The sequence below is a fragment of the Amycolatopsis umgeniensis genome (genome assembly GCF_014205155.1).
Classification (GTDB): domain Bacteria; phylum Actinomycetota; class Actinomycetes; order Mycobacteriales; family Pseudonocardiaceae; genus Amycolatopsis; species Amycolatopsis umgeniensis.
On record NZ_JACHMX010000001.1, the window covers coordinates 8,673,090 to 8,685,665 of the forward strand.

General features: G+C 68.4%; 12 protein-coding genes. 8 read left to right on the top strand and 4 right to left on the bottom strand.

What is annotated here, in order from left to right; genetic code table 11:
* Window position 1: 1 nt before the first annotated feature.
* The 3 genes from HDA45_RS39570 to HDA45_RS39580 form a co-directional block, all read right to left on the bottom strand.
* Window positions 2-559 carry a vitamin K epoxide reductase family protein gene (locus HDA45_RS39570; protein WP_184904286.1) on the bottom strand — a complete coding sequence of 186 codons (558 nt, stop codon included), beginning with the start codon at window positions 557-559 and terminating at the stop codon, window positions 2-4.
* Window positions 556-1,233 carry a DsbA family protein gene (locus HDA45_RS39575; protein WP_184904288.1) on the bottom strand — a complete coding sequence of 226 codons (678 nt, stop codon included), beginning with the start codon at window positions 1,231-1,233 and terminating at the stop codon, window positions 556-558. Before HDA45_RS39575 ends, HDA45_RS39570 begins: the two co-directional genes overlap by 4 nt.
* A gap of 98 nt (window positions 1,234-1,331) precedes the next feature.
* Window positions 1,332-1,745, bottom strand: a complete 414-nt coding sequence (locus HDA45_RS39580; RefSeq protein ID WP_184904290.1) for an MYXO-CTERM sorting domain-containing protein — start codon at window positions 1,743-1,745, stop codon at window positions 1,332-1,334.
* Window positions 1,746-1,977: 232 nt separating this feature from the next.
* On the opposite strand from HDA45_RS39580, the gene HDA45_RS39585 reads away from it, so the two are divergent.
* The 8 genes from HDA45_RS39585 to HDA45_RS39620 all read left to right on the top strand — a co-directional run bounded on the left by HDA45_RS39585 (window position 1,978) and on the right by HDA45_RS39620 (window position 10,937).
* The gene (locus HDA45_RS39585) at window positions 1,978-2,178 is read left to right on the top strand and encodes a hypothetical protein (RefSeq protein WP_184904292.1); all 201 of its coding nucleotides are present in this window, start codon (window positions 1,978-1,980) and stop codon (window positions 2,176-2,178) included.
* 205 nt (window positions 2,179-2,383) lie between these two features.
* Window positions 2,384-3,709 (top strand): serine hydrolase domain-containing protein, encoded by a 1,326-nt coding sequence (locus HDA45_RS39590; protein ID WP_184904294.1) that lies wholly within the window; start codon window positions 2,384-2,386, stop codon window positions 3,707-3,709.
* 9 nt (window positions 3,710-3,718) lie between these two features.
* Entirely contained in the window at window positions 3,719-5,359 is a 1,641-nt protein-coding gene (locus tag HDA45_RS39595; RefSeq protein WP_184904296.1) for an ABC transporter substrate-binding protein, read from the top strand.
* A 3-nt stretch (window positions 5,360-5,362) separates the two neighbouring features.
* The gene (locus HDA45_RS39600) at window positions 5,363-6,328 is read left to right on the top strand and encodes an ABC transporter permease subunit (RefSeq protein ID WP_184904298.1); all 966 of its coding nucleotides are present in this window, start codon (window positions 5,363-5,365) and stop codon (window positions 6,326-6,328) included.
* The gene (locus HDA45_RS39605; RefSeq protein ID WP_184904300.1) at window positions 6,325-7,260 is read left to right on the top strand and encodes an ABC transporter permease; all 936 of its coding nucleotides are present in this window, start codon (window positions 6,325-6,327) and stop codon (window positions 7,258-7,260) included. Before HDA45_RS39600 ends, HDA45_RS39605 begins: the two co-directional genes overlap by 4 nt.
* Complete coding sequence (locus HDA45_RS39610) at window positions 7,257-8,225, top strand: ABC transporter ATP-binding protein (protein WP_184904303.1); 969 nt, start codon at window positions 7,257-7,259, stop codon at window positions 8,223-8,225. Before HDA45_RS39605 ends, HDA45_RS39610 begins: the two co-directional genes overlap by 4 nt.
* Window positions 8,222-9,040 carry an ATP-binding cassette domain-containing protein gene (locus HDA45_RS39615; RefSeq protein WP_184906514.1) on the top strand — a complete coding sequence of 273 codons (819 nt, stop codon included), beginning with the start codon at window positions 8,222-8,224 and terminating at the stop codon, window positions 9,038-9,040. The genes HDA45_RS39610 and HDA45_RS39615 overlap by 4 nt, the downstream gene beginning before the upstream one ends.
* Window positions 9,041-9,353: 313 nt before the next feature.
* The gene (locus HDA45_RS39620; RefSeq protein ID WP_184904305.1) at window positions 9,354-10,937 is read left to right on the top strand and encodes an N-acyl-D-amino-acid deacylase family protein; all 1,584 of its coding nucleotides are present in this window, start codon (window positions 9,354-9,356) and stop codon (window positions 10,935-10,937) included.
* A gap of 3 nt (window positions 10,938-10,940) precedes the next feature.
* Here the strand turns inward: HDA45_RS39620 and HDA45_RS39625 are convergent, their stop codons facing one another.
* A complete protein-coding gene (locus HDA45_RS39625) occupies window positions 10,941-12,551 on the bottom strand; it encodes a PucR family transcriptional regulator (protein ID WP_184904307.1) in 1,611 nt (536 codons plus the stop codon).
* Window positions 12,552-12,576 lie beyond the last annotated feature (25 nt).

Consider the following 12,576-nt stretch of genomic DNA (forward strand, 5'->3'; position numbering starts at 1 on the left):
CTCAGACGAGGGTCTTCCAGTAGTCCCAAAAGGCCTGCGAGACCGCGGCGGCGATGGCCGCGTACCAGACCACGAGGACCACACTGTGGTAGCGGACGACCGCGCGTCCTTTGTGGAGGTTGTGCAGGGTCGTGTACCAGAAGACGGCGATGGTGACCGCCCAGACGACCATGCAGTACGGGCACAGCGCGCCGATGACGTACAGGCTCTGGTACATCAGCCAGTGCACGAACAGGACACCGAGCAGTGAGCCCCCTTGCAGGCCCAGCCAGTACCAGCGAGGGAGCCGCGCTCCGCCCAGCACCGCGACACCGGTCGTGACGACCACGCTGAACCCGACGATCCCCAGCAACGGATTGGGGAAGCCGAGCAGGTCCGCCTGCGGTGTCTTCATGATCGACCCGCAGCTGAGGACCGGATTGATGCTGCAGGTGGGAATGTAGGAGAAGTCCTTGAGCAGCTTGATCTTCTCGATGGTGAGGGTCAGCGACGCCAGCAGCCCGATCGCGCCGCCGATCAGCAGCACCCACGGCGTCACGCGGGTGGCGAAAGGCGTCATTTCGCCAGCTCCCGGTCGAGGACGGCCTTCAGGGCCTGATAGGACGGTGATCCCGAGAACTTGACGCCGTTGACGAAGAACGTCGGCGTGCCCTCGACGCCGATGTTCGTGCCGTCGGTGCGGTCGGCGAGGACGCGGCCAAGCGTGACCGGATCGTCCAGCGCGGTCTCGAAAGCGGGCAGGTCCAGGCCGAGTTCGCGGGCGAAGCCGAGGAAGGTCTCGCGGTGGGAGACCTGCTGATCGCCCCACTGCGACTGCCTCTCGAACATCAGGCGGTACATCGGTTCGAGCTTGCCCTGCTTACCCGCCGCTTCCACGGCCCGCGCGGCGAGTTCGGCGTTCTGGTGGCTGGGGATCGGGAAGTACCGCATCACGAACGTGACCTTTTCGCCGTACTCGGCTCGCAAGCGCTCGACACCGGGAAACGCGGCGCCGCACGCTTCGCACTCCAGGTCGAGGAACTCCACGACGGTCACCTTCGCACCGGCCGGATCGGACAGGCGATGACTGTCCGGCCGGACCAGGATCGACGCGGGCACCGCCGGGGGAGCACCGTCGCCGCCCGGCTGCGCGGCCGGCGTGTCCTCGCCGAGTTTGGTGAAGACGAGCAACGCGGCCACCACCGCGACGACGACGGCCACGACCGTCAGGGAAACCTTGGCATTCTTGGTCATTCTGAGTCCTTAGCTCGGATCCGGGCAGCTGGAGACGGCATGGCATGACCGGTTCGCCCTCGGCGAGAGGGCGAACCGGTCACGACCGGGGCTGCCGATCAGGTGCGGGAAACGCAGAGCTGGACGAGAAGTGGCGTTGTCGCCGGACGTGCGAACGTCCGTGCACCCGGCGGCACGCCCGCCGTGGCCGGCCGACGGCGCCGGACGAGCAAGACGAGAGCGGCCAGCAGCGCCGCGCCGACCCCCGTGACGTCGTCGAGGTGGTTGTGCGGGGGTTCGGCCGGGACCAGCCAGGCCGCGTGGTCGGCGCTCAGCCGGGAGGTGCCCGGTTCGCACTCGTCGGCCGGGTTCGTGGTGTGGGCCGCTTCGGCGGCGAACAGGGGAGCGCAAGGTGAACCCGCTGCGGCGGCGCCGTCACTGCACAGCGCACTCTGCAGCAAGGCGACAGCGGTGAGTACGGCCAGCACGGCGAGAAGCCGCGCGGCCGTCGTCGCTGTTCTTCCGCCGGGCACGGACAGCAGGATAGAGGTGACCTTGTAAAGCCACGGCGAGGCGGCCAGTGACGGATCGTGAGGGCTTCCTTGCCGCTCGCGACGATAGCGGCGGAAGGTGAATTGTCGGCACCGGTCGATTTCGCACTTCGATGGGCGCAACAATTCGGATATCGCGTTCCGTGCCGGAATCGACCGTCGGTGCCGTCGTGAACGATAGCATCGGAGAAAATCAAGAAACGCGTGGATCCAGGTGGCCCACGCCCCGGAGGCCGCGGGCCAGGGCTCCGTGGTCATCGGTGTCGAAGACGTCGACGAACTCGCCGCCCTGGGCGTGGAATGCGGCTCCGTCCAGGACTACGACTTCGTCAAGTTGTCGGACGCCGTGGATCCGGAGGGCAACAAGATCAGTTTCGTGTGGGAGAACCCGAACTACCAGCCTCCGTCCGACTAGGCAGGAGAAGGGGCGTCGCCACCCACGACCTTCGTCCCTAGTGGACGGTGCGGACGCCCCTCCGCCACTGCTATGGCCGGAGCCACAAGGCCACACCTGAATCTCTGGTGGCTCGTCCAAAGTGCTCCGTTCCGGCCGGGACACATACTGGCGCCCATCGACCCACCGTGGTCGGGACGCCGAGGTCCCGGAGGTCTCAGTCAGCATGAACGCAGCCCCATCCTTCGTGTCGGACGAAGTCTGCCGAAAGATCCTGTGCGATCGATCGTTCGCCACGGGTCTCTCCGTGGCGGTCACCGATCGCGAGGAAGTCCTCTCCTCCGGAGTGTTCGGCGAGGCCGACAAGGCCGGCGGCTCGCCGGTCACCGAGGACACGCTCTTCCAGATCGGGTCGATCACCAAGGGTTTCACCTGCGAGCTGCTGGTGCGCGCCCGTGATGCCGGACTCGTCGACCTGGACTCCCCGGTCACCGCCTATCTGCCGTGGTTTTCCGTGCGGTCGAGTCATGGACCGATCACGCTCCGGCATCTGATGACCCATACGGCGGGGATCATCGCCGGTTCGGACGTCTCCGCGGACGCCACGTTCGAGGTGTGGGCGCTGCGGGACACGGAGGCGACGACGCCCCCGGGAACCTGGTTCCACTACTCGAACGCCGGGTACAAGGCGCTCGGCCTCGTATTGGAAGCCGTCCATCGGCGGCCGTACCACGAGATCGTGGGCGATCTGCTCGCCTCACTCGGGATGCACGCCTCCGCGCCGGCGATCACCCACGACCTCCGGCCGCGCCTGGCGGTGGGCCACGAGCCGCGCTACGACGACCGCCACCCGATCCCGGAAGACGGCGTCGTCCCCGCCACTTGGATCGAGACCGCCACCGCGGACGGCTGCGTCGCGGCGACGGCGCGGGACATGACGGCCTGGCTGCGGTTGCTGATCGGCAGGGAGCCGGGGGAGATGCTCACGGCCGCCATCCCGGACGAGGAGTTCCCTGGCAGCGCGTACGGGCTCGGCATGCAGGTCGGCGACCTCGACGGTCGTCCGCATGCCTGGCACACCGGCGGCATGATCGGCTACTACGCGGCGATCGCCTGCGATCTGGACGCGGGGATCGGCGCCGTCGTCCTGGCCAACGGCGTCGGTCCCTGGCAGGAATTGGCGGTGTACCTGGCCGCCGAGGCGCGGGCCGAGCGTGACGGCGCCCTCCGGCCCGAGTTCGCGCCGCCGCCGAAGAAACCGGCGCCGCCACCCGCGCAGAGTCCGCCGGAGCGGTGGGCGGCCGTGGTCGGGCACTACCGCTGCCACAACCCCTGGCTGTCGAATCTCCACGTGCACGCTTTCGAAGACGAGCTTTGGGTCTCCGTCTGCGGCGGGGCGCCGGAGCGGCTGGTTCCGTTGCCGGACGGTGGTTTCCGGGTCGGAGCGGACGAGCGGTCGCCCGAGCGGCTGCGTTTCGACGTCGTCGTCGACGGGGTCGCGATCCGCGCCGACTACTCCGGATGTCCCTTGTACCGCACGTTCACGCCGTAGGTGGAAGCGATGAGAAAAGCGTTAGCCGCACTCGCCGCGGCGCTCTTGGCCTGCGGCGGCCTGAGCGCCTGCGGCCGGGCGGGGAGTGAAACCGCCGACGGCGGCATCTACCGTCTCGGCTCCGATCAGGCCATCGACTCGATGAACCCCTTCGTCTCCGTGGTGACGACGGCGTTCGCCGTGTACGAGCAGATCTACCCGACGCTGGTCCAGCTGGACCCGAACCGCGAGTTCGTCGCCGAATTCGCGAGCGACTGGACGACCTCGGAGGACGGGCGGACGTGGACCTTCCACACCCGCCCCGGCGCCACCTGGTCGGACGGCGCGCCGCTCACGGCCACCGACGCCGCGTGGACCCTGAACACGATCGCCGAGTTCAAGGACGGTCCGACGGCGGGCCTCGCCAACTATGTGTCCGATTTGGACGAAGCGAGCACGCCTGACCCGAACACCTTGGTGCTGCGGTATTCCCGTCCCGTCGCGAACGTGCTCAGCCGGCTCATGAGTGTGCCGATCCTGCCCGAACACGTCTGGCGCGAGTACGCGGACGGTGACGGGGAAGCGCTGACCACCTTCCCGAACAACGCCCCGGTCGTCTCCGGTGGTCCGTTCACCCTGGTCCGGCACGTGCCCAAGCAGGTCGCCCTGTTCAAACGCAATCCGGCCTACTACGGTCCGAAGCCGCATATCGCGGGCTTCGGGATCCAGTTCTTCAGCTCCGACGACGCGATGATCACGGCACTGAAGAGCCGTCAGATCGACGCGGTCCGGACGGTACCGTCCACTTCGGTCGCCAACCTGAAAGCGGCGGGATTCGAGGTCATCTCCTCGCCGGGACTGAGATTCGACAGCATCACCGTCAACGCGAATCCGAAGCAGCGGCCCGAGCACCGCGAACTGGCCGACCCGTTGGTGCGCCAGGCCTTCGACCACGCGATCAACCGCGCGGCGATCGTCGAGACCTCGTTGCTCGGACACGGACGCCCCGGCGCGTCGATCATCCCGCCGGGCACCGCGAACTGGGCCGACCGTTCACTTGAGCCGACCCCGTTCGATCTCGGCGCCGCGAACCGGCTGCTCGACCAGGCCGGTCACCGAAAGGGCCCGGACGGGATCCGGATCGCGAACGGCCATCCGATGGATTACCCGGTCATCCTGCCGGAGGACACCTACGGCGGTGCGGGCCTGCGGTCGTTCCAGATCGTCCGGTCCGATTTCGCGAAGATCGGTGTCCGGCTCACCGCGAAGCTGCTGGACAACGCGGCCGCCAACGAAGCCGTCATGGCCAACGAGTCCCAGGACTTCGCGATGACGATGTGGGGCTGGAGCGGCGGGACGGGCGACCCCGACGACACCCTCAACTACCTGACCTGCCAGAGCTGGGGGATCCTCAACGACACCGGGTACTGCAGCGAGGAATGGGACGATCTGTACGCGCGGCAGGGGACCGCGATGACGCCCGCCGAGCGGCACCGGATCGTCGACGAGATGCAGCGGCTCGCCGCCCGTGACCGGGTCCTGCTGGTGCTCTCCTATCCGGACTCGATCGAAGCGCATTCCCGTGAGTGGACCGATCTTCCCCAGGTGGGCGGAAACTCGTTCTCCTCGGAGTCGAAGATCCCTCTCCTTTCCGTGCGAAGGGCGGGCTGAGCCGTGCGCGTTCTGGAGTACGTACTGCGCAGGGGCGTCTTCTCCCTGGTGACGATCTTCCTCGCGATCACCGGCAATTTCTTCCTGTTCCGGGTGCTGCCCGGCGACGCGGTGAGCAATCTGGCCAAGGTGCCCCATTCCACGCCGGAACTGAGGCAGGCCCTGATGGAGCGGTTCGGCCTGGACAAGTCCAAAGGGGAGCAATACCTGATCTACCTGAAGAACCTGCTGCACGGTGATCTCGGGGTTTCCTTCACCTATCAGGAATCCGTGAGCCACCTGTTGCTGGACGACCTGAAGAACACGGTGCTGCTGGCCGGAGTCGGCACAGTGGGAGCGATCATCATCGGGATCCTCTCCGGCGTCCTGTCGGCCTGGCACCGATCCTCCCCGCTCGATCACCTCAACACCGGCGTGGCGACCCTGGTCTACTCGTTTCCCGCGCAGTGGCTCGGCCTCGTCCTGCTGATCCTTTTCGCCGGGGTCCTGCCGGCGGGCGGGATGTCGGACCTGTTCCTGTTCGACAGCCCGCCGTTCTGGCAGCACGCGGCGGACGTGGGCAGCCATCTGGTGCTGCCCGCGGCGACCATGATCCTGACCGCGTACGGCGGTTACACGCTGGTCGTCCGGTCCTCGGTGCTGGAGACCCTCGGCGAGGACTACGTGCTCACCGCGCGGGCCAAGGGGATCCCGGCCCGCCGGGTCGTCTGGCGGCACGCCGTCCGCAACGCCCTGCCACCGATCGTCACCATGGTCGCGCTCGACCTCGGTTACGTGGTGGGCGGCGCGGTGCTGGTCGAGGTGATCTTCAGCTGGCCGGGTCTCGGCATGGCCACGTTCACCGCGATCGGCCAGCGGGACTACCCGATGATCCAGGGCGCCTTCCTGATCCTGACCGTTTCGGTGATCCTGCTGAACTTCGCCGCCGATCTGGTCTGTTTCCGTCTCGACCGAAGGGTGAACGCATGAGCGTCCGCATCGGTGACACCGGCGGCCCGCGCGGAGCCGGGGTCCTCCGGAAGGTGCTGCGCGATCACAAGTCCGCCGCCGTCGGGCTGGCGCTCATCGCGGTCTTCGTGGTGGTCTCGATCCTCGCGCCGTACCTTTCGCCGTACAGCGCTGTCGAAAGCAGTTGTGCCGTCTTCGAACCCCCGTCCGGACGGCACTGGCTCGGCTGCGACGACGGCGGCGTCGACATGGTGTCCCTGCTCATGCACGGTGGGCAGACCTCGCTCGTGGTCGCGTTCACCGCCACCCTGGTGTCGATGGCGATCGGCGGCACGGTCGCCATCGTGGCGGGTTACTTCGGCGGCTGGCCCGACACCGTCCTGATGCGGATCACCGACGTCCTGCTCGTCCTGCCGGATCTGGTGCTGGCCATGGTGATCGCCGCGGTGTGGGGACCGAGCCTGTTCCACGTCATCCTGGTGATCGGCCTGCTGCAGTGGACCTCCACCGCCAGGATCGTCCGCGCCGAGGTGCTGTCGTTGCGCGAACGTGCCTACGTCAAACGCGCGAGAGGGCTGGGCGCGAGCAACGGCCGCGTGATCGTGCGGCACATCCTTCCCCACGTCGGACCGCTGCTGATCGCCAACACCGTGCTGACCGTCTCGGCGGCGATCTACCTGGAGACCGCGCTGGCCTTCCTCGGCCTGCAGGATCCCAGCGTCACGACCTGGGGGACGATCCTGGAACACGCGTTCGCGCGCACCGCGATCAGTTCCGGTGCCTGGTGGGCGATCGTGCCCGACGGTTTCGTCATCGCCGCGGTGAGCATCGGTTGCTTCCTGCTCGGCCGCGCGATCGAAGACGCTCTGAACCCGAGGCTGAAGATCTCGCATCTTTCGGGGCGCCGGTGGCGTGTGCGCGCCCTCACCGTGAAGGGGGCGGACGCCCGATGAGCGTGTTGGAAGTCAGCGATCTGCACGTGTGGTTCGACCTGCCGCACGGCGGGCAGGTCCACCCCGTCGACGGCGTGAGTTTCGCGCTGGAGCCAAGTGAGCGGTTCGGCCTCGTCGGTGAGTCCGGCTGCGGGAAGACCACCACCATCCTGGCGTTGATGGGACTGCTCCCGGCGACCGCCTCGGTGTCCGGTCAGGTCCGGATCGACGGCACCGACATCCTTGCCGAGGGCGAGGATTCGGTCCGCGGTCACCGCTGGCGGGACATCGCGATGGTGTTCCAGGGCGCGATGAACGCGCTCAACCCGGTCAAGACGGCGGGCTGGCAGATCGCCGAACCGGTGGCCTACCACGGCGTCGCCCGCGGGAAACAGGCCCGCGAACGGGTCCGGGAACTGCTCGAACTCGTCGGCATCCCCGCCGAGGCCGCGAACCGCTATCCGCACGAGTTCTCCGGCGGCATGCGGCAGCGGCTCTCCATCGCGATGGCGCTGGCGTGCGAGCCGAAGATCCTGCTCGCCGACGAGCCGACGACGGCGCTGGACGTGCTGGTGCAGGCGCAGATCCTCGAACTGCTGACCCGGCTGACCGAGGAACTCGGCATGGCGCTGGTGCTGGTCACCCACGATCTGCCGGTGGTGACGCGGTTCTGCCACCGGGCCGCGGTGATGTACGCCGGGAAGATGGTGGAGGACGGGCCCGCGGACGAGCTCACGTCGGCGTCCCGGCATCCGTACACCCGGCTGTTGTTCGCGGCCACGCCCGATCTGTACGGACGGGAGCCGGTCGTCACCATCCCCGGCGCTCCGCCGAGGCTGGACGCCGAGATCACCGGCTGCGCCTTCCGGCCCCGGTGCGACGTGCCGATGGACCGCTGCGGAGGCGAGCATCCGGCGCTGCGCACCGCCGGGCCCGGCCATCGCGCCGCCTGTTTCCGCAACGAAGAACCGGTGGAGTCACGATGACCCAGTCCCTGCTCGAGGTCGAGGACCTCGCGATCCACTACCCGGTGCGGCGCGGCCTGTTCCAGGCGCTGGGCAGACGTCCCCGGAGTGTCGTGCACGCGGTGGACGGCGTCAGTTTCCACCTCGGCCGAGGCGAGATGGTCGCCGTGGTCGGCGCGTCCGGCTGCGGGAAGTCCACCACCGCCTCGGCGATCTGCGGGCTCGTCCGGCCGACGGCCGGATCGGTCCGGCTCGACGGCGAGGAGATCAGCCGGCTCTCCGAGCGCGGTAGGCGGCCCATCCGGCGCCGGGTCCAGATGATCTACCAGGATCCGTACGAATCGCTGGATCCGTTGTGCCGGGTCCGGGACATCCTGGAGGAACCGATGCTGATCCACGGCATCGGCGACTCGAAGGCCGCTCGGGTCACCTTGATCGAGGAAACCCTCGAACGCAGTGGACTGTCCCCGGCCACCGCCTTCCTCGATCGCTACCCGCACGAGCTTTCCGGTGGTCAGCGGCAGCGGGTCGCCATCGCCGCCGCGCTCGTCCTCGACCCCGATGTGCTGCTCGCCGACGAACCGGTCTCGATGCTGGACGTGTCCGTCCGCGCCGGGGTGCTGACCCTGCTGGACACGCTCCGCAAGGACCGGGACACGGCGATCCTGATGATCACCCACGATCTGTCCACGGCCGCGCATTTCGCCGACCGGATCGTCGTGATGTACCTCGGCAAGATCGTCGAGCAGGGGCCCGCCCACGACGTGGTCCACGATCCCCGCCATCCCTACACCAAGGCGCTGCTTTCCGCCGTGCCCCAACGTGAACGCACCTGATCTCGTGAGTGGTGGGGCAAGGTGGCGGGATGGCACTCTCCGGTGCCCGATACGGGGGTGGGGTTGCGAAAGCCACTTTCGCAACCTTCAGCGTTGCGAAAGTGGCTTTCGCAACGTGTCTTTCTCTCCCGGCCCCAGCGGGTCGTTTGTCTGGGTGTGGGCTCGGGTGTTGCGAAAGCCACTTTCGGGACACCTGATGTCCCGAAAGTGGCTTTCGCGACGTCGCCTCAGGCCACGCGCGACCGAGCCACGTTTGTCTTTCCCTCGATAGCCGTCCTTACCACGCACGAGACCACTCGAGAAAGGACACACCTTGCCCACAGATCTCGTCCTCAGGGGAGGCTCGGTCGTCGACGGCACGGGAGCCCCCGCCCGCCGCGCCGACGTGGCGATCTCCGGCGACCGCGTCGAAGCCGTCGGGGAGGTTCCCGATTCCGGCTGCCCGGTGCTGGACGCCGAGGGATGCGTTGTCGCGCCAGGATTCATCAACGTCCTGAGCCACGGCTACGAAACCCTGCAACTGGACCCCCGGGGCCTCTCCGACCTTTATCAGGGGATCACCACGGAGATCTTCGGCGAGGGACGATCGCTGGGGCCGGTCACCGGCAGGATGGCCGACATCGTCGAGGCTGAACCGCGGCACTACGGCGTCCGGACGAGTTGGCCACGTCTCCGCGATTTCCTCGCGGAACTCGAAAAAACGGGGGTGGGCCTGAACGTCGGCAGCTTCGTCGGCGCGGAGAACCTGCGGATGCCCTACGCGGGTTCCGAAGACAGGCCGCTGACCGAGGACGAACTGGCCGCCGCCTGCGCGCTGCTCGACGCCGAACTCTCCGACGGAGCCCTCGGTGTGGGATCCGCGCTGATCTATTCGCCGGGAAGCTATGCCTCCACCGAGGAACTGATCGCGTACGCGCGTGTCCTCGCCGAGCACGACGCGCTCTACATCTCCCACATCAGGGGCGAGTCGGACAGGCTCCTGGAGTCCGTCGACGAACTCATCCGGATCGCGAGGGAGTCTTCGGCGCGGGCGGAGATCTACCACCTGAAGGCATCCGGCCGCGAGAACTGGCCCGCGATGAGCAGGGTGTACGAACGCGTGGAGCGGGCCAGAGCCGCCGGGATCCAGGTGACGGCGGACGTTTACCCGTACGAGGCGGGATCCACGTTCCTTTCGGCGTTCATCCCGCCGAGGTTCCACGTGGGTGGTCACGGCGAACTCGCGGCCCGGATCGCGGACGGCGAGACCAGGGCCGCGATCAAAGAAGCCATCGGCAGCCCCGGAACGGACTGGGACAACCTGTACCTCGGATCGGGCGGCGCGGACGGGATCCTCCTGCTCGGCGACGGGGACCTCAAGGGCCGGACACTCGCCGAGGTCAGCGGCACTCGGGGCGACAGCGACCCTCTCGACACCCTGCTCGACATCGTCGCCGCGCATCCGAAGCTCCTGGTCGCCGAGTTCACCTCGTCCGAGGCGCATGTCCGGCGCGCGCTCCAGTACCCGTGGGTCTCGGTGTGCACGGACTCGGAGGCCCTCGCCGCGGAGCCGCCGTTCACCGACACTTCCATCCATCCCCGCACCTACGGCGCTTTCGCCCGCGTCGCCGGACGCTACGTACGCGAGGGGGTGCTGACCCTCGAGGAAGCCGTGCGGTGCATGACCAGCCTGCCGGCGGAGAACCTGAGGCTGACCGATCGCGGTGTGGTCCGTCCCGGCGCGTTCGCCGATCTGACGGTCTTCGTGCCCGAGGAAGTCCAGGACAACGCCACGTACCTCGAGCCGCACCGTTATGCCGACGGAATGCGCCACGTCCTGGTCAACGGCCGTATCGCGTTCCAGGACGGCAAGCCGACGGGGACGCTCGCCGGGCGGGCGCTTCGACGGCGTCGGTGACGTTCACCAGCCCAGCTGGTCGCCCAGCCGCAACCGCAGCCAGAGCACCAGACGCTCGTCCGGATCGGCGAGGTCGAAACCGAAGATCTCTTCGGCGCGGGAAAGCCGGTACCGGATCGTGTTCGGGTGCACGGACAGCAGGCTGGACGCGGCCGCGGTGTCGCTGTTGGAGCCGAGGTAGGCGAGGATCGTGGACGCGTAGGTCGTGCCGTGTTCGAGGTCGTGGGCGCGGATCGAAGGCCCGAGCCTGCGTGGCAGCGCCTCGTGCGCGACGAGAATCCGGGCCAGGGCCGACAAGGTCGCGCCCGCCCACACCTCGTCGATCGAGGCCACTTGACAGGTTTCCGGTTCGCCCGGCCGTTCGGCGAGCGCCCGGAGGACGAGATCCGCGTCGGCACGTGAGCTCGCGATCGAGCGCAGGTCGACGGCCACCGAACCGAGACCCGCCCGGATGAGCACCCGCAGCGCGCCATGGGCCCGCCGGGCGATGCCCGCGACGAGTTCGCGATGCGCGTTCGGCCCGGGCCCGCTCGGCAACAGCGCGTAGACCGTGCCGTCGATCAACGCGCAGCCGTGTTTCCCGTAGTGCGCTTCGCAATGCAGGCTCACCAGATCGGCGAGGCGGGTGGCCGCGTGGACCGCGAGAACCTCGTCGGCGTCGTCGGAACCGACCGCGAACGCGGCCACCGCCACTCCGGCGTTCGGGTCAAGGCCGAGTTGCGGGGCCACGGCGGTGACACTGCTGGGATCCGCGAGCAGACGCCGCACCAGATCCGCGCGTCGGCGCCGGACGGCGTCGTCCGCGGTCCTCGCCGCGAGCAGATGCAGCGCGGCGATGTCCGCGGCGTCGAAGAGCGCCTGTTCGGCCGCCTGGTCGAGACTGTTTTCGGCATCGACGACCCAGATCGAGCCGAGCACCTCGTCCCCGGCGCGGACCGCGACCCCGAGGCGGGGCAGACCGCCGGGGATGGCTGGGAACCGGCAGGTGTGCCGAGTCTGGGTGAGCGCCTGGTACTGCTCGTCGTAATGGTCCGGAGCGTCCGGTACCTGGAGCCCGAGGATGCCTTGGCGACGGCCCTCGTCGATGCCCTGACCGGGCAGCGTCGAGTAGGAAAGGATGCGCCGGTACGGATCCTCGATCGTGGCCGCCCCGCCGACCATGCCCGCGATCGCGTTGGCCAGTGCGAACAGATCGCCGACGGCCGGGCTCCCGGTGCCTTGCGTGACGCGCGCCGCCGAGGCGAGGGCCGAGGAGATCATCGCGTCGAGGTGGTGCCAGGCCACGGCTTCGTCGGCGGCGAGCAGGACGAGACCGGACTTTCGCGCGGCTTCGGTCAATTCGGCGACCGGTTCGCCGAAGCTCTTCACCACCAGACAGGCATAACCGCCCGCGGCCGCGGAATCGACGAGGTCTTTCGCCCGCGGTTCGGCAGTGCCGACGCCGACGGCCAGCAGGATCGCGTCCTTCACGGGCGGCAGCGGGGCACGCCGCTCGTGGATGAGCACGCCCGAGACCGGGACCGGCCGCTCCGGCAACGCTGTCAACGGCCGCACCAGGGAAGCGCCCAGTGCGTCGAGGACCTGTCCGAGATCCGGTTCCTCCGTGTCGAGCATTCTCACCTCTTTGGCCGGTCGCACA